The sequence below is a fragment of the Actinoplanes aureus genome, from assembly GCF_015704865.1.
In the GTDB taxonomy this organism is placed as follows: domain Bacteria; phylum Actinomycetota; class Actinomycetes; order Mycobacteriales; family Micromonosporaceae; genus Actinoplanes; species Actinoplanes aureus.
Genome location: NZ_JADQTO010000002.1, coordinates 602217 through 623576, shown reverse-complemented (window position 1 = coordinate 623576; position 21360 = coordinate 602217). Strand labels below are relative to the sequence as shown.

23 protein-coding genes are annotated in these 21360 nt (G+C 70.7%); 3 read left to right on the top strand and 20 right to left on the bottom strand.

Features of this window, described 5'->3' with window-relative positions:
* The 10 genes from I4J89_RS05900 to I4J89_RS05855 all read right to left on the bottom strand — a co-directional run.
* On the bottom strand, nucleotides 1-235 hold a 235-nt coding region (locus I4J89_RS05900), incomplete at its 3' end, for a Clp protease N-terminal domain-containing protein (protein ID WP_196412816.1).
* 388 nt (nucleotides 236-623) lie between these two features.
* Complete coding sequence (locus tag I4J89_RS05895) at nucleotides 624-980, bottom strand: histone-like nucleoid-structuring protein Lsr2 (RefSeq protein ID WP_196412760.1); 357 nt, start codon at nucleotides 978-980, stop codon at nucleotides 624-626.
* 104 nt (nucleotides 981-1084) lie between these two features.
* Nucleotides 1085-2593 (bottom strand): lysine--tRNA ligase, encoded by a 1509-nt coding sequence (gene lysS, locus I4J89_RS05890; protein ID WP_196412759.1) that lies wholly within the window; start codon nucleotides 2591-2593, stop codon nucleotides 1085-1087.
* Between the two features lie 59 nt (nucleotides 2594-2652).
* Nucleotides 2653-3411 (bottom strand): type III pantothenate kinase, encoded by a 759-nt coding sequence (locus I4J89_RS05885; RefSeq protein ID WP_196412758.1) that lies wholly within the window; start codon nucleotides 3409-3411, stop codon nucleotides 2653-2655.
* Between the two features lie 90 nt (nucleotides 3412-3501).
* Complete coding sequence (nadC, locus tag I4J89_RS05880; protein ID WP_196412757.1) at nucleotides 3502-4359, bottom strand: carboxylating nicotinate-nucleotide diphosphorylase; 858 nt, start codon at nucleotides 4357-4359, stop codon at nucleotides 3502-3504.
* A gap of 263 nt (nucleotides 4360-4622) precedes the next feature.
* On the bottom strand, nucleotides 4623-6269 hold the full coding sequence (locus I4J89_RS05875) for an L-aspartate oxidase (protein ID WP_196412756.1): 1647 nt from the start codon (nucleotides 6267-6269) through the stop codon (nucleotides 4623-4625).
* Between the two features lie 102 nt (nucleotides 6270-6371).
* Nucleotides 6372-7268, bottom strand: coding sequence for a septum formation family protein (locus I4J89_RS05870; protein WP_196412755.1), 897 nt, complete (start codon nucleotides 7266-7268; stop codon nucleotides 6372-6374).
* Between the two features lie 81 nt (nucleotides 7269-7349).
* On the bottom strand, nucleotides 7350-7778 hold the full coding sequence (gene panD, locus I4J89_RS05865; RefSeq protein ID WP_196412754.1) for an aspartate 1-decarboxylase: 429 nt from the start codon (nucleotides 7776-7778) through the stop codon (nucleotides 7350-7352).
* Nucleotides 7778-8617 (bottom strand): pantoate--beta-alanine ligase, encoded by an 840-nt coding sequence (gene panC / locus I4J89_RS05860; RefSeq protein WP_196412753.1) that lies wholly within the window; start codon nucleotides 8615-8617, stop codon nucleotides 7778-7780. Before panC ends, panD begins: the two co-directional genes overlap by 1 nt.
* Nucleotides 8618-8702: 85 nt before the next feature.
* Nucleotides 8703-9560, bottom strand: coding sequence for a Rossmann-like and DUF2520 domain-containing protein (locus tag I4J89_RS05855; protein WP_196412752.1), 858 nt, complete (start codon nucleotides 9558-9560; stop codon nucleotides 8703-8705).
* 193 nt (nucleotides 9561-9753) lie between these two features.
* Between I4J89_RS05855 and I4J89_RS05850 the strand changes: the two genes are divergently transcribed.
* Nucleotides 9754-10725, top strand: coding sequence for an SAM-dependent methyltransferase (locus I4J89_RS05850; protein WP_196412751.1), 972 nt, complete (start codon nucleotides 9754-9756; stop codon nucleotides 10723-10725).
* A 73-nt stretch (nucleotides 10726-10798) separates the two neighbouring features.
* Nucleotides 10799-11923 carry an NADH-quinone oxidoreductase subunit D gene (locus I4J89_RS05845; RefSeq protein WP_196412750.1) on the top strand — a complete coding sequence of 375 codons (1125 nt, stop codon included), beginning with the start codon at nucleotides 10799-10801 and terminating at the stop codon, nucleotides 11921-11923.
* A 250-nt stretch (nucleotides 11924-12173) separates the two neighbouring features.
* Here the strand turns inward: I4J89_RS05845 and I4J89_RS05840 are convergent, their stop codons facing one another.
* The 4 genes from I4J89_RS05840 to I4J89_RS05825 form a co-directional block, all read right to left on the bottom strand.
* Nucleotides 12174-13967, bottom strand: coding sequence for a hypothetical protein (locus tag I4J89_RS05840; protein ID WP_196412749.1), 1794 nt, complete (start codon nucleotides 13965-13967; stop codon nucleotides 12174-12176).
* A 118-nt stretch (nucleotides 13968-14085) separates the two neighbouring features.
* The gene (locus I4J89_RS05835; RefSeq protein ID WP_196412748.1) at nucleotides 14086-15084 is read right to left on the bottom strand and encodes a glycine betaine ABC transporter substrate-binding protein; all 999 of its coding nucleotides are present in this window, start codon (nucleotides 15082-15084) and stop codon (nucleotides 14086-14088) included.
* A gap of 139 nt (nucleotides 15085-15223) precedes the next feature.
* On the bottom strand, nucleotides 15224-15940 hold the full coding sequence (locus tag I4J89_RS05830; protein ID WP_196412747.1) for an ABC transporter permease: 717 nt from the start codon (nucleotides 15938-15940) through the stop codon (nucleotides 15224-15226).
* Between the two features lie 82 nt (nucleotides 15941-16022).
* The gene (locus tag I4J89_RS05825) at nucleotides 16023-16745 is read right to left on the bottom strand and encodes an ABC transporter permease (protein ID WP_373688098.1); all 723 of its coding nucleotides are present in this window, start codon (nucleotides 16743-16745) and stop codon (nucleotides 16023-16025) included.
* Nucleotides 16746-16747: 2 nt separating this feature from the next.
* On the opposite strand from I4J89_RS05825, the gene I4J89_RS05820 reads away from it, so the two are divergent.
* Nucleotides 16748-17710, top strand: a complete 963-nt coding sequence (locus tag I4J89_RS05820) for an ABC transporter ATP-binding protein (RefSeq protein WP_196412746.1) — start codon at nucleotides 16748-16750, stop codon at nucleotides 17708-17710.
* 3 nt (nucleotides 17711-17713) lie between these two features.
* Here I4J89_RS05820 and I4J89_RS05815 read toward each other — a convergent pair whose 3' ends face one another.
* The 6 genes from I4J89_RS05815 to folB all read right to left on the bottom strand — a co-directional run bounded on the left by I4J89_RS05815 (nucleotide 17714) and on the right by folB (nucleotide 21317).
* Nucleotides 17714-18205 (bottom strand): hypothetical protein, encoded by a 492-nt coding sequence (locus tag I4J89_RS05815; RefSeq protein ID WP_196412745.1) that lies wholly within the window; start codon nucleotides 18203-18205, stop codon nucleotides 17714-17716.
* Nucleotides 18206-18250: 45 nt separating this feature from the next.
* Entirely contained in the window at nucleotides 18251-18532 is a 282-nt protein-coding gene (locus I4J89_RS05810) for a hypothetical protein (RefSeq protein WP_196412744.1), read from the bottom strand.
* A 14-nt stretch (nucleotides 18533-18546) separates the two neighbouring features.
* Entirely contained in the window at nucleotides 18547-19785 is a 1239-nt protein-coding gene (locus tag I4J89_RS05805; RefSeq protein WP_196412743.1) for an ABC transporter permease, read from the bottom strand.
* Nucleotides 19786-19912: 127 nt separating this feature from the next.
* Nucleotides 19913-20434: a DUF3180 domain-containing protein gene (locus tag I4J89_RS05800; protein WP_196412742.1), complete on the bottom strand. Its 522-nt coding sequence runs from the start codon at nucleotides 20432-20434 to the stop codon at nucleotides 19913-19915.
* Nucleotides 20431-20958 carry a 2-amino-4-hydroxy-6-hydroxymethyldihydropteridine diphosphokinase gene (folK, locus tag I4J89_RS05795; protein ID WP_196412741.1) on the bottom strand — a complete coding sequence of 176 codons (528 nt, stop codon included), beginning with the start codon at nucleotides 20956-20958 and terminating at the stop codon, nucleotides 20431-20433. Before folK ends, I4J89_RS05800 begins: the two co-directional genes overlap by 4 nt.
* A complete protein-coding gene (folB, locus tag I4J89_RS05790; protein WP_196412740.1) occupies nucleotides 20955-21317 on the bottom strand; it encodes a dihydroneopterin aldolase in 363 nt (120 codons plus the stop codon). Before folB ends, folK begins: the two co-directional genes overlap by 4 nt.
* Between the last annotated feature and the right edge of the window lie 43 nt (nucleotides 21318-21360).

The following is a 21360-nucleotide window of genomic DNA, read 5'->3' as shown; positions in this document are numbered from 1 at the left end:
GGATGTGCCCGCTCGGCGCCTGCTGGCCCTGACCGATGATCTCCTCGACCTGCTGCCGCACTCCCTCCAGGGAGATGCCCAGGCTCTCCAGAGCCTTGGCCGCGACACCCTCACCCTCGTGGATCAGGCCGAGCAAGATGTGTTCGGTTCCGATGTAGTTGTGGTTGAGCATCCGGGCCTCTTCTTGGGCCAGGACGACAACCCGTCGCGCTCGGTCGGTGAACCGCTCGAACATGCCCTCGTGCTCCTCACGTGCCGTGCGCCAATTGAACTGGCGGGGCCAGCGCACGGGCATCGGTGATGCCCGTGCAGTAACTCTATCGCCGCTGACGGGATCCGCCGGGCCCTCGCAGCCCTTCGAAACGATCCGCAACGTTGATTTAGCCAACTTCGCACGCTCAACGGCTGTTCCCCCACCCGAACGTGTACGCGCACAGCGAAATCCCTGCGATCCACAGCCTGTGGACAACGCCGGTCCCGCCTGTGGATAACCTGGGGACAGAGACGCCGAGAGGGCGCGCCGATCACTCTGATCAGCGCGCCCTCTTCACCGGGAAGCCCGGCCACAACCGGAGCCCAGCCACGACCGGAGCCGAAGGCGAAGGGCAGGCCCGGGCGGCCGTTCAGGCCCGTCCGGGCCCCTTGGCGTGGAACTCGTCCACGATCTCCTGAGGGATCCGGCCCCGGTCGGAGATGTCCTTCCCCGCCTTCTTGGCCCACTCGCGGATTGCCTTGTTCTGTTCCCGGTCGGCCGTCGCCCCGCCCCGGCCACGCGCAGCGCGGCCACCGACGACTACGCCGCCACGAGCCACCTTGCTCCCGGCGTCGACGTAGGGCTCGAACACCTCCCGCAATTTCGCGGCGTTCTTCTCCGACAGGTCGATCTCATACTGAATGCCGTCGAGCGCAAACTTCACGGTCTCGTCGGCGTCGCCACCATCGATGTCATCGACCAGCTTGTGAATGATCTGCTTGGCCACGCGCGGTTATCCTCCCGAACACAGGTTCTCTCCCCAGCAATGGGAGAACAATAACGCTAGGGACGCATAGCCCGTCAATGGCGGGGCAGCTAAATACTGAGCGACTACTCTGGCCGGACCAAGGGGAAGAGGATCGTTTCCCGAATGCCCAGGCCGGTGAGCGCCATCAACAGCCGGTCGATTCCCATTCCCATGCCACCGGTAGGCGGCATTCCGTACTCCATGGCCCGCAGGAAATCCTCGTCCAGCTGCATCGCTTCGGCGTCGCCACCGGCCGCGAGCAGGGATTGTGCCACCAGCCGCTCCCGCTGGATCACCGGGTCGACGAGTTCGGAATACGCGGTGGCCAACTCGAAACCGCCGACGTAGAGATCCCACTTCTCGGTCAGACCGGGCGTCTCCCGGTGCGGCGCGGTGAGCGGGGCGGTCTCCTCCGGGTAGTCCCGGACGAACGTGGGCGCCTGCAAGGTCGGCTGCACGAGGTGCTCGAAAAGCTCCTCCGCGAGCTTGCCGGCACTCCACTTCGGGTCCACGGAAAGCTGCACCTTCTCCGCGTACCGTTGGAGCTGGGCGAGGTCGGTGCGAATCGTGACCTCCTCGCCGAGCGCCTCGGAGATCGAGCCGAAGAGGGTGATCTGCGCCCAATCGCCGCCCAGGTCCAGTTCGGTGCCGTCGTGATGGGTCACCACGTGCGAGCCGGTGAGCGCGAACGCGGCCTCCTGAATCCACGCCTGGACCTGCTGCTGCATCACGTTGTAGTCGGCATACGCCTGATACGCCTCGAGCATCGCGAACTCCGGCGAGTGCGTGGAGTCCATGCCTTCATTCCGGAAGTTCCGGTTGATCTCGAAGACGCGCTCGATGCCGCCGACCACGGCACGCTTCAAAAACAGTTCCGGCGCGATCCGCAGATAAAGATCAGTGTCCAGTGCGTTGCTGTGCGTCACAAAGGGGCGAGCCGTGGCGCCACCGTGCAGCAACTGCAACATGGGCGTTTCCACCTCGAGATAATTGCGGTGGAACAGCGACTCGCGGAGGCTGCGGACCACGGTGGCGCGAGTACGTACCACGTCGCGGGCCTGCGGCCGGACGATCAGGTCGACATAGCGTTGCCGTACCCGGGTCTCCTCGGACAGCGGCTTGTGCGCGACCGGCAGCGGACGCAGCGCCTTTGCGCTCATCGTCCAGGAATCGGCGAGAACGGAAAGCTCGCCGCGGCGGCTGGTGATCACCTCGCCGGTGACCCCGACCAGGTCGCCGAGGTCGACCAGTCGCTTCCACTCCTCCAGCGCCTCGGCACCGACCTTGTCCAGGGAGAGCATCGCCTGCAGCTCGGTGCCGTCACCGGCCCGCAGGGTGGCGAAACAGAGCTTCCCGCCGTTGCGCACGAAGATCACCCGGCCGGTGATCGACACCTGGTCGCCGCTCGCGGTGTCGGTCGGCAGCTCGGCGTACCGGGCGCGGATCTCGATCAGCTCGGCGGTCCGGGGAACGTTGACCGGGTAGGGCGCCACGCCCTCGGCCAGCATCCGGTCCCGCTTCGACCGGCGGACCCGCATCTGCTCGGGAAGGTCCTCGGCTGGGTCGGTCGCTGGCGTGTTCTGCTCGGTCACGGCACGTCTTCCTGTGGAGTGGAGCGGGGAAAGGTCCTGGAAAGCGTACTCAGCCGTGCTCAGACGTTCCGCTCATATACCATCCGCAGGCCGATCAGCGTGATCATCGGCTCGTGCGCGGTGATGGTGCGGCACTCGTCCTTCACCAGCCAGGCCAGGCCGCCGGTGGCGATCACCGCCCGGACCGGCCCGATCTCCTCGATCATCCGCTCGACGATCCGGTCCACCTGTCCAGCGAAGCCGAAGTAGAGGCCGGCCTGCAGGCACTCCACCGTGTTCTTGCCGATCACCGAGCGCGGCTTGGTCGGCTCGACCTTGCGCAGCTGGGCGGCGCGGGCCGCGAGCGCGTCGAAGGAGATCTCGATGCCCGGCGCGAACGCGCCGCCGAGGAACTCACCCTTCGCGCTGATCAGGTCGAAGTTCGTGGTGGTGCCGAAGTCCACCACGATCGACGGTCCGCCGTAGAGCGCGTGCGCGGCCAGGGTGTTCACCACCCGGTCGGCACCGACCTCCTTGGGGTTGTCGATGGCCAGCTGCACACCGGTCTTCACCCCCGGCTCGACGATCACGTTGGGCAGGTCGCCGTAGTACCGCTTCAGCATGGTGCGCAGGTTGCGCAGCGCGGCCGGCACGGTCGAGCAGGCCGCGACCCCGGTGATCTCCACGGCGTCGCCGGCGAGGAGCCCGCGGAACATCAGGCCCAGCTCGTCGGCGGTCGACGCGGCGTCGGTCTTGATCCGCCAGTTGTGCACCAGCTTGTCGCCGTCGAAGGTCGCCAGCACGGTGTTGGTGTTACCGATGTCAATGCAAAGCAGCACGGAGGCCCCTAAGAATCAAAATCAAGACCGTTATTGTGTACGCGCCACAACTCCCCCGAAGAACCGGGACCGTCCCGCCGCGTGCGCGGCCTACCGGGGCTTGAGGTCCAGCGCGATGTCGAGGATCGGCGAGGAGTGGGTCAAACCCCCCACCGAGAGGTAATCCACCCCGGTCGCCGCGTACGCCGCAGCGGTCTCCAGGGTCAGATTCCCGGTCGCCTCCAGCTGAGCCCGCGCACCGACCGCCGTGACCACCTCGGCCAGCAGTTCCGGCGTCATGTTGTCGCAGAGCAGGAAGTCCGCACCGGCACCCACCGCCTCCCGCGCCTCGGCCAGCGTGGTGACCTCCACCTGCACCTCCACGTCCGGGAACTGCTCCCGGACCATGCGGTACGCGTGCGAGATGGTGCCGGCCGCCAGCTTGTGGTTGTCCTTGATCATCGCGACGTCGTACAGGCCCATGCGCTTGTTGGTGCCACCGCCGGTCCGGACCGCGTACTTCTCCAGCACTCGCAGGCCGGGTGTGGTCTTCCGGGTGTCCAGCACGGTGGCCTTGGTGCCGGCCAGCTGGTCGGCCCACTTACGGGTGTGTGTGGCCACGCCGGACATCCGGCTGATCAGGTTCAGCGCGGTTCGCTCCGCGGTCAGCAGCGCCCGGGTCGGTCCGGTCACCTCGGCGAGCACGTCGCCCCGGCGTACCCGGTCGCCCTCGGTGGCGACGGCCCGGAACGTGGCGGTGCCGGCCGAGGTGACGGCGAAGACCAGCTCGGCCACCGGCAGTCCGGCCACCACGCCGTCGGCCCGGGCCACCAGTTCGGCGGAGTCCACCTGCTCGGCCGGGATGGTGGCCTCGCTTGTCACGTCGCGGGGCGGGTCACCGAGGTCCTCGGCGAGGGCGGTGAAGACGATCCGCTCCACCTCGGCAAGGTTCAAACCGTGCTCGATCACGCTGTGCCTCCTTGGGCGTGCTCTCCTGGCCCTCGCCTGCGACGCCGCAGTCCAGCGCCGGCTGGCTGCCACTCGGTGCAGTCGATCACGCTGTGCCTCCTTGGGCGTGCTCTCCTGGCCCTCGCCTGCGACGCCGCAGTCCAGCGCCGGCTGGCTGCCACTCGGTGCAGTCGATCACGCTGTGCCTCCTTGGGCGTGCTCTCCTGGCCCTCGCCTGCGACGCCGCAGTCCAGCGCCGGCTGGCTGCCACTCGGTGCAGTCGATCACGCCATCTCCTGGAAGGTCTGGGTCAAGGTGCCGTCGCTCGATACCGCGTCGAGCAGGTGGCCGCGCCACTCGTCGGCCGCCGCCGGGTGGTCCTCGCGCCAGTGGCAGCCCCGGGTCTCCCGGCGGCTCTGCGCGGAGGCCACCAGCGCGGTCGCGACGGTGAGCAGGTTCGTCGCCTCCCAGGCCGCGGTGTTCGGCCGGGACCGCTGCTCGGCCAGGCGGCTCAGTTCCTTGGCGGCGGTGGCGAGCGAGTCGGCCGAGCGGAGCACCCCGGCGCCCCGGGTCATCGCGCGTTGAAGGTCGGCGCGGACGGCCGGATCGGCCACCCACGCGGGTTCCGGGGCCGCACACACCGCATCGGCCTGCGCGGGCAGGTCGCGAGCCACGTCGTCGGCGATCCGCTTGGCGAAGACCAGGCCTTCGAGCAGGGAGTTGCTGGCCAGGCGGTTGGCGCCGTGCACGCCGGTGCAGGCCACCTCGCCGCAGGCGTACAGGCCGGGGATGCTGGTGCGGCCGTGCAGGTCGGTGCGGACCCCGCCGGAGGCGTAGTGGGCGGCCGGCGCCACCGGGATCAGTTCGGTGGCCGGGTCCACCCCGGCGGCCCGGGTGGAGGCCATGATGGTCGGGAAGCGGCCCTCCAGGAACTCTTTGCCGAGATGCCGGGCGTCCAGGTACACGTGGTCGGCTCCGGTGGCCCGCAGCACCCGGTGGATGCCCTTGGCGACCACGTCCCGGGGCGCCAGCTCGGCGAGCTCGTGCTGCCCCACCATGAAGCGCTCGCCCGCCTCGTCCACCAGGTACGCACCCTCGCCCCGGAGCGCCTCGGAGATCAGCGGCCGCTGGACCGAGTTCACCGTCGCGCCGACGAAGGACGTGGGGTGGAACTGGACGAACTCGACGTCGGTCACCTCGGCACCGGCCCGCAGCGCGAGCGCCACGCCGTCCCCGGTGGAGACCGACGGGTTCGTGGTGGAGGAGTAGATCTGCCCCATCCCGCCGGTGGCCAGCACCACGGCCCGGGCCAGGATGGCGCCGACACCGTCCTCGCTGCCCTCACCGAGAACGTGCAGGGTGAGTCCACAGGCGCGGCCGTCCTCGGCGCGCAGCAGATCCAGCACCAGGGCGTGCTCGACCAGCCGGATCCACGGATCCCGGCGGACCGCCTGGTGCAGGGCACGCTGCACCTCGGCGCCGGTGGCGTCACCGCCGGCGTGCACGATCCGGTCGGCCCGGTGGCCGCCCTCGCGGGTCAGCATCAGCGAACCGTCCGGGTTGCGGTCGAACTCGGCGCCACGGCGGATCAGCTCGCGGATCCGGGCCGGCCCCTCCTCGACCAGGACCCGGACGGCCGCCGGGTCGCAGAGCCCGACACCGGCGATCTCGGTGTCGTACGCGTGCGCCTGCGGGGTGTCCAGCGGATCCAGCACCGCTGCGATCCCGCCCTGCGCCCATCGGGTGGAGCCGTCGTCGATGTTCACCTTGGTCACGACGGTGACGTGCAGACCGTGCTCGCGCAGGTGGAGGGCGGCGGTCAGGCCGGCGATGCCGGAACCGACCACCAGGACGTCGGTGGTCTCGGTCCAGCCCGGCTCGGCGGCGGCGAGCCGGCGAGGCAGCGCCGGTAGATCCGCGAGAGGAGACATGTGTTTCAGTACACTCCGCGTTCACGGACCGGTCGCGGCGGGGGCACCATCAGTGGCCATCGTCTCTGAACTCTCGGTCAACCCGGCAACGGGTCAGCGGGTTCACTTGTACTGGACCGGAAGGGCCTTCGTCCCCTTGCCCTTGACCGACGCGGTCAGTTCGGCGCCGTCCAGCCAGAGATAGCAGCGCACGCCGTGGTCGCCCTGCGCCCAGACGTCGGCGTTGCCGGGCAGCGAGACCACGCCGGTGCGGTACTGGAGGTCACGGTCGTCCGGGACGCCGACGTACTCCGCCACCACGGTGCGGCAGCCGTCGTGGAACTCGTCCCAGGCCGCGTCGCCTTTCGGGTAGGAGGCCTTCGCCGGTGCCTCCCAGACCCCGGCGAACTCGGCGTTGTGCTTCTCGGTGCACTCGGCGTCCGGCATGGTGTCGATCGCACCGGCGTCGTCCAGCTCGATCGCGTAGCAGGTCAGCATGAGTTCGGACGTGCCACCCGCGAGCTCGCCACGCAGGCTGCCCTGGCGCTGTACGAGAGCGCCGTCGTCCTCGATCGAGTCGAGTTCGACCACCTCGCAGCGAAACCAGCGGGCGCCGCCGGTCCACGCCGCCGGAGACGGGTGGGTGACCCCGATCCAGAGCCGGGCATGCCGCCACTCCCCGCCGACATAGTCGGTGGTCTTCTCGTCACAGGTCCGGTACGCGTCGCGGGAGACCGCGGCGGTGTTGTCCGGCGGCTCCGCGGCGTCCGACTTGAACTCGCCGACGAACACCGTCTCGGTGCGGTGCAGGACGTCGCAGTCGACCTCTTCATAGGTGGCCCGCGGACCGGCCTTGGCGAAGTTGGCGAGGTGACAGGTCTCGGCCGCGGGCTGGAAACCGCTCGCCGCGGCCATGGCGCCCCAGTTGTTGGTCAGATCGCCGTCCACGTCACTGCCCTCGCCGCACCCCGCGGCTGCCAGCAGCATCAGGCTCGCGGCGACCAGCCCCCACCTGCGCATGACCCCGCCTCCCCGTGCCGCCGGTGTCCGGTTTGTCGATCATAGGATGATCGGTGCGGATACCGGCGGCGTTCCGGAAAGTCAGCGGGCGCTCAGCGTGAGATCACCCCGCACCAGGTCGTCCGCCATGCCGGCCACCGCCTCGGCCGGGTCCGCGCCCAGCTCGATCACCTTGTTGGCGGCGTCGACGTGCACGACCCGCGGCTGGTAGGCGCGCGCCTCGGCGTCCTCCATCTGCCCGTACGAGATCAGGATGACCAGGTCACCGGGGTGCACCAGGTGGGCGGCGGCACCGTTGATGCCGATCACGCCGCTGCCCCGCTCGCCCGGGATCACGTACGTCTCCAGCCGGGCACCGTTCGTGACATCGACGATCGCCACCTGCTCGCCCGGGATCAGGTCGGCTGCCTCCAGCAGATCGAGATCAACGGTGACGGAGCCGACGTAGTGCAGGTCGGCCTGCGTCACGGTGGCCCGGTGAATCTTCGACTTCAGCATGGTGCGGAGCATCAGGCGCCCTTCTGGAGACGGAGCGGGACATTGTCGATCAAACGGGTGGTACCGACCTTGGCGGCCACGAGCAGGCGAGCCTCGCCCTCGTCCGGTGCGGGCCCGAGGTCCGTACCGGTCAGGGAGAGGTAGTCCACGCGTACGTCTGGCTCCTCTGCCAAGATTTTGTGAGCTGCGGCCAGGACCGCCTCGGGGTCGGTCTGCGCGGCGCCCTCGCGCAGCGCGCGAGAAAGCGCCAGCGCCGCCCGGCGCTGGTCCGGCGAGAGATATCGGTTGCGGCTGCTGAGAGCCAAACCATCAGGCTCGCGTACGGTCGGAACGCCCACGATCTCGACGCCGAGTTCCAGATCGGCGACCATCCGGCGGATGAGCGCGAGCTGCTGGAAGTCCTTCTCACCGAAGTACGCGACGTCCGCGCGGGTCAGCATCAGCAGCTTCTCGACCACGGTGAGCATCCCGGAGAAGTGACCGGGACGGCTGGCGCCCTCCAGGATCTCGCCGAGCGGCCCCGGATGCATGGTGATCGCCGGTGCCCCGCCGGGATAGACGTCGTCCCGGCCCGGCGCGAAGACCACCGAGACGCCCTCCGCCGCGCAGGCCGCCATGTCGGCTTCCAGCGTCCGGGGGTACTTCTCGAAATCCTCGCTCGGCCCGAACTGCAGCGGGTTCACGAAGATGGTGACCAGCACGAACTCGGACCGCTTGCGGGCCTCCCGGATGAGCTGGCGGTGCCCCTCGTGCAGCGCGCCCATGGTCATCACGACGGCGATCTCACCCTGCGCCAGATCCAGAACGGACGCCAGCTCGGCGCGGGTGTGCACCAGCGAGGTCGCGGTCACGCTGTGCCCTCCTTAGGCATGCCCTTCTGGCCCTCGCCTGCGAGGCCGTCCGTCGGTGCGGCTGAGTGCCGCTCGGTGCAGGCGGTCATGCCGTCTCCTTCACAGCCGTGCGGGCAAGAACGTCGAGCAGTGCGGCGGCGTCCTGGGGGCGCAGGCGGCCGGAGGCGATCGCCCGGTCCGCGGTCCGCCGGGCCATCGCCAGGTAGGCCGGTACCGCGTCGGCGGGCATCCGGTCCAGGTGCTTGGCGACCGTGCCGGCGTCGCCGCGGGAGACCGGACCGGTGAGCGCCGTGTCGCCCATCCGCAAGGCGTTGTCCAGCGCGGCGGTCAGCAGCGGCTCCAGCACCCGGCCGGGCCGCTCCACGCCGGCCGAGCGCAGCAGATCGGCCGCCTCGTTGACCAGGGTCACCAGGTGATTCGCGCCGTGCGCCAGCGCGGCGTGGTAGAGCGGGCGGGAGTCCTCGGCCACCCACTCCGGCACCCCGCCGAGATCGGCGACGAGCCGGGTGGCGAAGACGCGGTCGCGGGTGGTGACGCCCCAGGCGATCCCGGGGAGCCGGTCCAGGTCGGAGTCCGCGCCGGTGAAGGTCATCGCGGGGTGCAGCGCCATGCCGTTCACATCGCCCAGAACGGCGAGTCCATGAGCTCCTGAGGTGTGTGCCACGACCTGGCCGGCGCGCAACGCCCCGGTCCGGTCCAGCCCGGCCACCACACCCGCGAGGGAGTCGTCCGGTACGGCGAGCAACAGCAGATCCTCGGCGGCCTGAGCCACCTCGTGAGCCGGGAGAACGGCGGCGTCCGGCAGCAGGCGCGCGGCACGTTCACGGGAAGCCGCGGAAACCGCGGCGGCGGCGACCACCCGGTGCCCGGCCGAGATCAGGGCTGCACCCAGCACAGCACCCACCCGGCCGGCGCCGATGACGCCGACGGTCAGAGCGTTCATCTATGGATCCAGTCCTCAAGGTCGGGGTACCGGTCGAGCGCCAGTATGCGCCGGAATCACACGTTCGTAGCAACCACCTGTGAAGAACTGCACCAGGCGCCCTCGTACGTTCGACCGAGCCCCGCCCCGCCTGAGCCCCCAGCCCAACGCCACTGCTGTTTGGCCCGGTACGGGGCGTGCCTACGCTGAGCGCATGACGGCGATCGGCTGGCGGCTGGCGATGCAGTCGGCCCTCTACTCCTCCGACGGCTTCTTCGCACGGCCGCACAGCGGTCCCGCCGAGCACTTCCGCACCAGCGTGCACGCCTCCCCGCTCTTCGCCGGCGCCCTGCTGAAGCTGATCGAGCGGGTCGACGCCGCCCTCGGCCACCCGAAGACGTTCGACCTGGTCGACGTGGGTGCCGGACGCGGCGAACTGCTCACCGCCCTGTGCGCGCGGCTCCCGGCCGGACTCGCCGAGCGGGTACGCCCGGTCGCCGTCGAAATGGCGCCCCGGCCCGAGCGACTCGACCCGGCGATCCGCTGGCGGCGCGACATCCCTTCGCTGACCGGGCTGCTGATCGCGACCGAATGGCTGGACAACGTGCCGCTCGACGTGGTCGACACCGACGATGCCGGGCGGCTGCGCAAGGTACTGGTGGACCGGCCCACCGGCACCGAGACGCTGGGCCCGCCGGCCGACCCGGCCGACATGTTCTGGCTCAGCCGCTGGTGGCCCGGCCCGGGCCGGATCGAGATCGGCTGGCCCCGGGACACCGCCTGGGCCGACGCGGTCGCCTCGGTACGCCGCGGCGCCGCACTCTGCGTCGACTACGGGCACCGGCGCGACGAACGGCCGGCCTTCGGGACCCTCACCGGATTCCGGGACGGGCGGCAGGTCACCCCGGTCCCGGACGGGAGCTGCGACGTGACGGCCCATGTGGCGATGGACGCGGTGGCGATGGCGGCCGGTGTCCCGTACCGGATGATCCGCCAGCGCGCGGCGCTGAAAGCGCTCGGTGTCGACGGCGCCCGGCCACCGCTGGATCTGGCTCGCAGCGACCCGGCGGCCTACCTGCGTGCGCTCGCCGCGGCCGGCAGCGCCGCCGAACTGATCGACCCGGCCGGGCTGGGCGAACACTGGTGGCTCTGGCACACCGTCGGCGTGGATGTCCCCCTGACCTGAGACATGGGACGATGCTGCCGTGACCGAAGCCCATCCAACCGCCCCGGAGCGGACTGAAGGCTCTCTCCAGGAGATGACCGTCGGGACCGGCGCCGGCCTGGACACGGCCGACATGGTGCTCAACATCGGGCCGCAACACCCGTCCACCCACGGCGTACTCCGGCTCAAGCTCACCCTCGACGGCGAGCGGGTGGTCGCCTGCGAGCCGATCGTCGGCTACATGCACCGCGGCGCCGAAAAACTCTTCGAGGTACGCGACTACCGGCAGATCATCATGCTGGCGAACCGGCACGACTGGCTGTCGGCGTTCTCCAACGAGCTGGGCGTCGTGCTGGCCGTGGAACGGCTGATGGGCATCGAGGTGCCAGAGCGGGCGGTCTGGCTGCGGATGGCCCTGGCCGAGCTGAACCGGGTGCTCAACCACCTGATGTTCCTCGGCTCCTACCCACTGGAGATCGGCGCGATCACGCCGATGTTCTACGCGTTCCGCGAGCGGGAAACCCTGCAGGCGGTCATGGAGGAGGTCTCCGGCGGCCGGATCCACTACATGTTCAACCGGGTGGGCGGCCTGAAGGAGGAGGTGCCGGCCGGGTGGACGAAGCGCGCCCGGCAGGCGGTCGCGGCGGTGCGGCGGCGCATGCCGGACCTGGACAACATCATCCACAAGAACGACATCTTCCTGGCGCGCACGGTGGGCGTCGGCGTGCTTTCAGCGGCCGAAGCCGCCGCCTACGGCGCCTCCGGCCCGGTGGCGCGGGCAAGCGGTCTGGATTTTGATGTACGCCGAGACGAGCCCTACCTCTTCTACGACCGGTTGGATGTCCCGGTCGTCACCCGCACGGCCGGCGACTGCCACGCCCGGTTCGAGGTGCTGCTGGAGCAGGTGTACGTGTCACTCGCCCTGGTCGAGCAGTGCCTGGACCAGGTCGACCGCACCGGCGGCCCGGTGAATGTGCGCCTGCCCAAGGTGGTCAAGGCTCCCGAAGGGCATACGTATGCGTGGACGGAGAATCCGCTCGGGGTGAACGGTTATTACCTGGTGTCCCGGGGTGAGAAGACCCCATGGCGGCTGAAACTGCGCACTGCGTCGTATGCGAATGTGCAGGCCTTGGCCACGTTGATCCCCGGCTGCCTGGTGCCGGACCTGATCGCGATTCTCGGCTCGATGTTCTTCGTCGTGGGCGACATCGACAAGTAGTCCCGGCCGGGTTCCCGTTTCGCCTTCGGCGCGGCTACGGGCGTTCTTTGCCCGCCGCGCCGCCTCGGGTCGGCGGGTCTGTCATTGGTCGGTGTGCGCTTGCCGGCGGCCGCGCGGCCGGACACCAGCCGCCTCCGGCCAGCGCGCCGCTCATAGGGCGCTGTGCAACCGCAGCAGAACGCCACGCGCCTCCCGGCAGCCACGGCAAGACACCGCGCCTCCCGGACCACTGCGGCAGAGCGCCGTGCGTCTATCGGTAGCCGCGGTACGCGGCGAATTCGGCGAGAGTTCCGACGTTGGTGTCGTTCGCCGACGGCCGGTGGCGGCGGGCCTTGTACTCGCCCTCGTCCTGTCCTGCCGCCTGGTGACCACCCGAGCCGAAACCGCCTACCTCGTAGCCACCGGACCCGCTGTCGTCGCCGTAGTAGCCGTCCTCGGGGCCGTAGCCCTGGTAGCCGTCGTCGGTGCCGTTCTCCGAGCCGTAGCCCTGGTAGCCGTAGTCGGTGCCGTTCTCCGAGCCGTAGCCCTGGTAGCCGCCGCTCGGGGAGCCGTAACCGTCGGCTGCACCGAAGTCGCCGTTCGGTGCCTCCGGCCGCCCGTACTGGGCGCCGGATCGCACAGCGGCGCCCGCGCGGACCTGGCCGGCTGCCGGAGGCGGTACCGCGGCCCCGGCACGAGCCCGAGGAGCCGGGCCTGGCGGCATCGCACCGGGCGGCACAGCGGCCGCTCGGGCGCCCGGGGGCGGGCCGGCAATCACTGCGTTCCCGGGCACTGCGGCCTGGCCGGCCCCCTTCTTCCCGGCCTGGCCCGGCATGCGGGCCGAGCCACCAGTCGTGCCCGGAACCGAGGCGGCGCCTACCGGAGGCCCTGACCGTGGCACTGAGGCACCGCCCACCGGAGGCCCTGACCGTGGCACTGAGGCACCGCCCACCGAAGGCCCTGACCTCGGCACTGAGGCACCGCCCACCGAAGACCCTGACCTCGGCACCGAAACGGCGGCGGCCGGAGGGCCTGACCGCGGCACCGAAGCAGAAGCGGAAGAAGCGGCTGCGGAAGGAACGGCCGCGGAAGCCCGACCGGCCGCGCCCGGTGCCCGGGCCGGCGAGACGGGTTGCGCCGGCGCCGGAACCGACGCCCGCCCTCCGGTGCTGCGTCCGGGATTCGTCGGACGGGCAGCAGGGATGGCGCCGGCCTCGTCATATCTCTCGGGGCCGTAGCCACCCGACCGGCCACCCGGCCCGCCCGGCCGACCACCCGGAGCCGGGGCATACCCGGGCTCCGAGCCATAGCCGGGCCCACCACTGAACTCAGGACCGTCGTCATAGCCGGGCCCACCGCTGTAGCCGGCGTTCGCGTCGTATCCGGCGTCCGCGCCTTGACCAGCGCCGTAGCCGGCGTCATAACCAGTTGCCGCCGCAGGGACCGAGCCGGCATTCCGCCCATAGCCGGGGAGCGCGTCCGCGTCGTGGCCCGGCCCGGCGCCGTACCCGGCGTGGTCGTCATAGCCCTGGCCGGCGTCGTATCCGGCTTCCGGGTCGAAGCCGGCACCCGCGTCATAGCCGGCGCCGGGATCGAACCCGGGGCCCGCATCGGCGGCGTAGTACGGCCCGGCCTGATCGCCGGGTGGGTAACCGCCGGAGTCGGCATCGAGGCCGTAGCCGGACTGCGCACCGTAACCGGGAGCGGGCGGCGGAACGGACACCTGCGCCCGGCCTCCAGGCTGGCGGGGCGGGAGGTGCGGACCCGCGCCGGTGGAGGCGAGAGCCGCGATCTCGGCTCGCATCTCCTGGCGGAGCGCCTCGATCTCCTCCGCGACGCGGTCGTCCACGTTCATCCGTGCCAGCACCGGATCGCTGCGGACCAGCACCGATGTCCCGACCAGCACCAGGCTGACGGCGAGCAGCAGCACGGCCAGGCGAGCCGAGTTGGAGTTGTCGCCCAGCAGGATCACGGCAGCGCCCAGCGGGGCGAGGACCACCCCGGCCCAGAGGAGGCCACGGAGCAGCCGCGCGTTGTTTTCCGCTTGGTGGTCCCGGTCCGGCATGGGCGCAGATGTTACCGAGAGTGCGCCTGGGATGAAACGGCCGAGCGGGGGACGGTCCAGATGGCCCCCGACGCTCGGCCGTTCCGGTCCACCGCCGGGGTGACCGGCGGCGGATGGCTCAGCCGGCGGCCAGTGCGCCGTCCGAGCTGAAGACCAGGCCCACCGAGATGGTGCCCTGCTTCAGGCCGGTCTTGGTGAGCGGACCACCGGCGTCCAGGGTGGTGAAGCTGCCGGCCTTGAACCCGTACGTCTCCACGAGGCCCTGCTGGCACTTGGGCCGCTGCGGGCACTCGGCCGGACCGCCCAGGATCGTGGCCGCCCCGGAGCACTTGGCCGCCAGGTCGGAGAGGCTCTTCACGCCGTACTTGTCGGCGAACGCCTGCGTGGCGGCGAAGGCGTTCTGGTCCTGCGCCTGGCTGGGCGCGCCGAAGGCCAGACCGGTCTTCTCACCGAGCGCCTTCAGGTTGGTGACCGTGGTGTTCAGGTCGCTCGAGGACGGATCCTTGGCGTTCTTGCCCTCGACCTTGCCGGCCAGGAAGTACGCCAGCGTGGCCGCGTACTCCGGGACGACCTGGATGTCGCCCTTCTCCAGCGCCGGCTCGTACAGCTCGCGGTTGCCGATCTGCTGCACCTTGACCGTGTAGCCGGCCGCGGTCAGGGCGATGCCGTAGAGCTCGCCGAGCGTCGCGTTCTCGCTGAAGTTGGCGGCGCCGACGGTGATGTTGCCGCCCGGGCCCTTGGCGATCCCCGCGGTCAGGTTGCTGGCCTTGGCGAACTCCTCGGCGGCCGCCTTCGACGACTTGCGGTCGATGTCGACGGCCTTGTTGAGCTCGATCAGCTTGGTTGTGTCGAGCGCGGCCGAGACCTTGTCGAGCGCGGCGATCAGCTCGGGGGTGGCGGCCTTGGAGTTGATGGCCGGGATGACGTTGTCGGTGTTCTGCAACTGCTTGTCGTCGTCGAGCACGACGAGCGTGTCGCCGGCGACGGGGGCACAGCCCTGGCCCGCGGCGGCCGCCGACGGCGGAGCCTCGGTGCCGGACGAGCCGGCGTCGCCACAACCGGCAAGGACGACGGCCACGGCGAGAACGCCGGCCGCCCGGAAGAGATGTCTACGCATACTGCCGCCTTCTGTGTCCCGTCCCGGCCGGGTGGCCGGAACGCGTGTCCGACGGGCAGCCGGAGTGCGTGCCCGTTTCTCGGTTCTTAACCATTCCTACCCGTTGGGTATGACAAGATCATCACCCGGGGCCGCAGCGTTATCCAGCCGGTATCGCCGCGGACGCGGTACGGCTCCGGCGTGGACGGAGCGCAGGCGGTGTGACCAGGCGCTGGACCAGCGCGAGGATGCCCTCGACGAGAAGTGCGAGCAACGCCACAGCGATGCCACCGGCCACGATCTGGCCTCCGCCGCCGTTGCTCATCCCGATGCCGAACCCGGCGCTGATGATCTGACCGAGGCCGCCACCGTTGACGAAGGCGGCCAGCGCCGCGGTCGCCACCACCTGGACCGCGGCGGTACGCAGTCCGGCCGCCAGGTACGGCACCGCCAGCGGCAACTCCACCTGGCGCAGCAGCTGCCCGCCGGAGAGCCCCATCCCCCGAGCCGCGTCCCGGGTCTCCGGGTCCACCGCCCGTAGACCGGTGTACGCGTTGGCCAGCAGCGGCGGCACCGCGAAGACGGCGAGCGCCACCACGACCGGCGGTTTGCCGAAGCCGAGCGGGGTGAGCGGCAGGATGGTCAGCAGGGCCAGGGTCGGGATGGCCAGGGTCAGGTTGGCCACGGTGACGACGGCACCGCCGCCCCGCCCGCGATGCCCCAGCCAGATGCCGATCGGCCATCCGATCAGGCACCCGAGCAGTACGGCCCAGAAACTGATCACCAGGTGCTCGACGAGCCGGTCCAGCAGGCCGCCCGGGTTGGTCCAGTTGAGCGGGTCGTTGAGCCAGACGATGCCCTCTTGGAAGTAGTTCACGCTGAGCACCTCGGCATGCCCTTCCGGCCCTCGCCTGCGAGGGAACACGTCGCCCCGGCTGGGTGCCGTTCGGTGCAGGCGGTCATGCCACCCTCCCGCGTGCCCACGGCGTGAGCAACCGGCCCAGACCCGCCAACAGCAGGTCGAGGACCAGGGCCAGGCCGACACAGAGCAGTGCGGCGGTCATGATCTGCGCCTTGAAGAAGTTGTTCCGGAAGCCGCTCAGGATCAGGTCGCCGAGGCCGCCCTGTCCGATCAGCGAGCCGACCGTGACCAGAGCCACCGTCGACACCGTGGCCAGGCGTACGCCGGTGAGGATGCCGGGCAGGGCGAGCGGGAGTTCGACCCGCCACAGCCGGCCCAACCGGCCGTAACCCATGCCCGCCGCCGCCTCCAGCACCTCGGCCGGCACCTGGGTGAGCCCGGCCAGCGCGTTGCGGACGAGCACCAGCAACGCATACATGACCAGGGCGATCAGGACCGACGTGGTGCTGGTCGTGCCGACCAGCGGGGCCAAGAGAGCGAGCAGAGCCAGCGAAGGGATCGTGTAGAGCACGCCGGAGAGTGCGAGAATCGGCGCGGTCAGCGGTCTGATCCAGTAGGCGACGACGGCGAGCGGCAGCGCGACCACGAGGGCGATGAGGACCGTCTGTGCGGTCAGTCCGGCGTGGAAACTGAGCGCGGCGCCGAGCGCCTCGGCGTTCTCCTGGACATATCGCCAGGAGAACCAGGGGTTCCCCGGGCCGTCATCGGCGGGTGCGGCGACCGGCGTGAGCAGCGCCGGGCCCCACGACAGGAAGGGCATACGTGGACGCTACCTCGGCATCGATCACGCTGGTGGACGTCGGCAAGGTGTATCCGGACGGCACCGCCGCCGTCTCGGGTTTCAGCCTGGAGGTACGCGCCGGCGAGCTCAGCGTCCTGATCGGCCCGTCCGGTTCGGGCAAGTCCACCATCCTGCGCATGATCAACCGCTTGATCGAGCCCACCAGCGGCGTCATCACGATCGACGGACGCAACGTGCTGGAGCAGGATCCGGTGGAACTGCGCCGCCAGATCGGCTACGTCATCCAGAATGTGGGACTCTTCCCGCACCAGACGGTCCGCGCCAACGTCGGGACCGTGCCGCGCCTGCTCGGCTGGGACCGCAAGCGGATCCAGACCCGGGCCGACGAGCTGCTCGACATGGTCGGCCTGGAGCCGTCGAAGTACGGCAAGCGTTATCCGCACGAGCTCTCCGGCGGTCAGCGCCAGCGGGTGGGGGTGGCCCGGGCCCTCGCCGCGGACCCGCTCGTGCTGCTGATGGACGAGCCGTTCTCCGCGGTGGACCCGATCGTGCGTGCCCGCCTGCGGGAGGAGTTCCTCCGGCTCCAGGCCACCGTGCGCAAGACCATCGTGCTGGTCACTCACGACATCGACGAGGCTGTCCGGATGGGTGACCGGATCGCGGTGCTCGCCCAGGGCGGCCGGCTGCTCCAGTTCGCGCCGCCCGCAGAATTGCTGAGCGCACCGGCATCGCCCGAGGTACGCGAATTCGTCGGCGCCGACCGGGGCATCCGCCGTCTCGCCGTCACACCGGTCCGCGACGTGATGACCCGGTACGACGGTTCGGCCGGTGAGTTGCCGAGCGTGGACGCGGGCGCCACCCTGCACGACGCCCTGGCCCTGATGCTCACCGAGTCGACCGAGACCGTTCTGGTGACCGACGACGGCCGCCCGGTCGGAACGGTGTCCCGGGCGGCCGTGTTCGAGGTGCCGGCAACGGTGTGACGGTCAACGGGTCCCGCGCCAGCCACCGAGCGAGGCCAGGCCGACGATCCAGCCGACGAACAGGCCGTACTCGGCGCCCGACCCGGCCGCCCGGAACGCGCCGAGCAGTGAGGGGTTGCTGAGGAAGAGGGTGGCGAGCAGGGCGGCGAAGCCACCCGCGAAGACGTACGCCGCCCAGCCGGCGAAGAACTGACTGATCGTGCCTCGGGCCCGGGCCAGCTGGGAGCCGGGCAGCAGGAAGAGGAAGAGCGCGGTCATTACCACGACCAGGATCGCCTTGAGGTCGCCGACGATCACGTCACGCAGCGGGTCGTCGGAGTCGAAGCTCCAGTGCGGCCAGGCCAGCAGTCGCAGCCACCAGCCACCGGCCGTGTCCGGGTCGGTGTTCTCCAGCGCCCAGTCCGCGTACCAGGGGCTGCCGAAGACGAGTACGAGTATGAGTGCGGCGAGTGTGCCAGCACCCGGTGCGGTCTTATATCGATTACCGAGAGCCATGGCCCCGCTATTTCCCTGCGGGGCCACGGCTTCAAACGACAGACGTCACTTGCTCAAGTAGTCGATGAACGCGGCACGCAGCAGCGGCTCCTGCTCGCCCAGGTCTCGTCCCTCCAGCTCACGCCAGAGTGCGACCGCCTCGTCGACCGTCGGTCCGATCGAGTTGGGCGCGCCGTCCAGGGTGGCGGCCTCGTCGGAGTCCGGCAGATGCCGCAGCACCGACCAGTAGAACCTGAGGTCGTGGCGCTCCCGGGCCTTGGCGAAGGCGCGTTCTCTGAGCGCCTCGGTGGGCAGGGCGTCCAGTTCAGCGAAGCTGGGCGTGGTCATGAACGAAGCATAGGTCAGCGCGGGTTACCCCACGGGCCGTCGTCCCAACGGTCGCTGCGCGCCGGCGGCGTGGCCGGCGAGTTCCAGGTCTCCGGCAGCGTCGGCGACCAGTTCGCGGTGCCGCTGGAAGGTGCGGCGTTCCACTCCTCGTTGCCGCCGCCGGCGAACGGGCTGCCCGTCTCCACCAGCCGGGTGACCAGCAGTCCGGCGACCATGAGGCTCGCGGCGATCGCGAAGAGCGCGATGTCGAGTTCGCGGCGGGACTCGTAGTCCAGGAAGAGCGTCAGCGCGGTCACCGCGAAGAGGGTGCCGAAGATGCCGCCGCGCCGGCCGTACGCACTCGTGCCGGCGAGCAGGGCCAGGCCGATGCCGATGCCGGTCCACTCCAGGCCGGTGCCCGGGACGATCGGCTCGCCGGTCTGGGCGGCCTGAGCGGCGATCAGCGTGCCGGCGCCGACCGCGAAGAGTGACGAGAGCACCAGAGCGACTACGACCGGTACCGCGGCCATCGGCCCCCGCCGGCGAGCCGGGTCCGCGGACGGGCGCTGCCGGCCGAAGAACCGCCGCACCGGGCCGACCGCACCGAGCGCACCGCCCAGTACGGCCAGCAGCGCGAAACCGCCGAACAGCAGGAACGCCTTGTCGGTCGGGTCCCAGTCGCCCTGCACCAGGACCGGCGCGGCCCGCAGCTGGACGTAGACGATCGTGCCGAATCCGGCGGCCAGGCTGGCCGCCCAGCCGGGCACGTGCAGGCCGGCGACCAGGACGGACACCACCAGGCCACCGGCCGCGGCGATGATCAGAGCGGGCACCACGGCCTGCGGCAGCCCGCGGTCGCTGTTCTCCGCGTACTGGAGCGCGGCGGCCAGGGCGATCGGGCCGATGGCCAGGTTCGGTACGCCGGCCCGCAGGCTCAGCCCGGCGCCGAGAGTGATCAGTCCGATCGCGGCACCCGTGACGAGCAGCGTGTCGAGGGCGGGACGCTGAAGCGCTCCGGAGTCCTCCCGGAACAGAAGGAAGCCGATGACGCCCGCGGCGACCAGCAGCACCACCTCCCAGCCGAGGTGGATCCCGAGCCGGTCCCGCTCCTCCTCCACGGCGGGGAGGGCACCCGTGGTCACCGGCGCGCGTAACGACTGGTCGAGAGTCGTACCGGCGGTGTCGTCGTACTGCACGCGGCGACGGTACGCCGCCGGGTCTGTCGGGGTGTCGTCCCCACCGGGCCGGCGGAAGGTGGTCTCGTCGTAGGCCATGCTCCGCGCCTCCTTACGCCTCCACGAGCGGTTCGAGGCGCACGCTACTCCGGCTGACGGCCGCCCGCCGCAAAGCATACGGATACGGCATGGCCTCAGTTCAGAGGCTAGATACCTTCGACAAACGTCAACGTCGTCCGGTCGGACGATCCGAGTCGTCGTCCTCACGGTCGGGCTGCTCGGGCACCCGGCACGCGCGCTCCAGCCACAGCGCGGCGGCGATCAGCGCCGCCGCGGCGACCAGCGCGCCGACCGTGGCCGGCACGTCCTCCCGGGCGGCCCGGGTCGGCTCCAGCAGCAGCCAGCCGAGCAGGCCGGCGGAGAAACCCGCGAAGATCGCGCCGACCAGCGAGGAGGCCTTGGCCAGCGCGACGTAGCGGGCGACCGCGAGCGGCTCGACCGGCGGCGCACCGGGCTTGCGCTGGATCCGGGCGCTGGTGTTCTGCGCCAGCATGGCCTCGGCGACCGCCAGCACGGCGAGCACGAGGACCGGTGACCAGGGCAGCTCGGGCAGGCTCGAATAGGTGAAGCTGAGCAGCAGCCAGCCCACCGCGGCGGCGGCCAGCGCGGCCACCACCAGCACCGAGATGCTCGTCGGCCGTAGCGACGGGTCGGTCCGGCGGCCTCCGCCTTCGGGGTTGGCGCTCACGCCATCGACTCTAGCGACAGTTCCGGACGCGGGCTCACCCCGGCGAGGTCGGCGGCGACCTCCGGCGAGTCCAGCAGCTCGGTGAGCGGGCCGTGCCCGGGCAACCGGCCCCGTGGTTCCAGGTCCAGCCACGGCCGAAGCACGAAGGCCCGCATGTGGGCACGGGGGTGCGGCAGGGTCAGCTCGGCGTCGTCGCTGACCACCGGGGTCCCGTCGGCCGCCCAGACCGCGATCACGTCGACGTCCAGCGTGCGCGGGCCGAAACGGCGGCCCGGGTCCCGCATCCGGCCTTCGGCCGTCTCGCACGCCTGGGCGCGCTCCAGCCAGTGCCGCGGCGTCGCGCCGGCTTCGTGCACGAGCACAACCGCGTTGAGGTACGACGGCTGCGCGGCATCGCCCCACGGGGGTGTCTCGTACACCCCGGAGACAGCGGTGACGCTCTCGCCCAGGAGATCGACGGCGGCGCGCAGGTGCGCGAGACGGTCACCGAGGTTGCTGCCGAGGGAGAGGACGGCGCGGGTCACGAGCGGCTCCGGCGCAGCGTGACGGCGACGTCGGCGAACTCGTGCGGGATCGGGGCCTGCGGCTTGTGCACGGTGACCTCGGCGGACGTCACCCGCGGGTCGGCGAGGCAGACGTCGAGGAGCCGGTCGGCGAGCCGTTCCAGCAGGTTGACCGGCTCGCCGGTGAGCACCTCGACGAGCTTGCCGGCCAGTTCGCCGTAGTGAACGGTGTCGGTCACGTCGTCGGTCTCGGCGGCCCGGCTCAGGTCCAGGTCCAGGCGGACGTCGACGACGAAGTCCTGGCCCTGCTCGCGCTCGAAGTCGTAGACGCCGTGCCGGCCGTGGGCACGCAGGCCGGTCAGCGTGATCTGTCCGGTCATCTGTTCTCCCCGTGATGTCGAGTCGTCCGGCAGAAGATCACGG

Bases quoted from the DNA above. Each gene is read 5' to 3' on its own strand.
- I4J89_RS05875 (WP_196412756.1), bottom strand. From the start codon at position 6,269: ATGTCTCCTCTCGCGGATCTACCGGCGCTGCCTCGCCGGCTCGCCGCC.
- I4J89_RS05870 (WP_196412755.1), bottom strand. From the start codon at position 7,268: ATGCGCAGGTGGGGGCTGGTCGCCGCGAGCCTGATGCTGCTGGCAGCC.
- I4J89_RS05810 (WP_196412744.1), bottom strand. From the start codon at position 18,532: ATGACCACGCCCAGCTTCGCTGAACTGGACGCCCTGCCCACCGAGGCG.
- I4J89_RS05840 (WP_196412749.1), bottom strand. From the start codon at position 13,967: ATGCCGGACCGGGACCACCAAGCGGAAAACAACGCGCGGCTGCTCCGT.
- panD (WP_196412754.1), bottom strand. From the start codon at position 7,778: ATGCTCCGCACCATGCTGAAGTCGAAGATTCACCGGGCCACCGTGACG.
- I4J89_RS05805 (WP_196412743.1), bottom strand. From the start codon at position 19,785: ATGGCCTACGACGAGACCACCTTCCGCCGGCCCGGTGGGGACGACACC.
- I4J89_RS05855 (WP_196412752.1), bottom strand. From the start codon at position 9,560: ATGAACGCTCTGACCGTCGGCGTCATCGGCGCCGGCCGGGTGGGTGCT.
- I4J89_RS05825 (WP_373688098.1), bottom strand. From the start codon at position 16,745: ATGCCCTTCCTGTCGTGGGGCCCGGCGCTGCTCACGCCGGTCGCCGCA.
- I4J89_RS05845 (WP_196412750.1), top strand. From the start codon at position 10,799: ATGACCGTCGGGACCGGCGCCGGCCTGGACACGGCCGACATGGTGCTC.
- folB (WP_196412740.1), bottom strand. From the start codon at position 21,317: ATGACCGGACAGATCACGCTGACCGGCCTGCGTGCCCACGGCCGGCAC.
- I4J89_RS05850 (WP_196412751.1), top strand. From the start codon at position 9,754: ATGACGGCGATCGGCTGGCGGCTGGCGATGCAGTCGGCCCTCTACTCC.
- I4J89_RS05835 (WP_196412748.1), bottom strand. From the start codon at position 15,084: ATGCGTAGACATCTCTTCCGGGCGGCCGGCGTTCTCGCCGTGGCCGTC.
- I4J89_RS05815 (WP_196412745.1), bottom strand. From the start codon at position 18,205: ATGGCTCTCGGTAATCGATATAAGACCGCACCGGGTGCTGGCACACTC.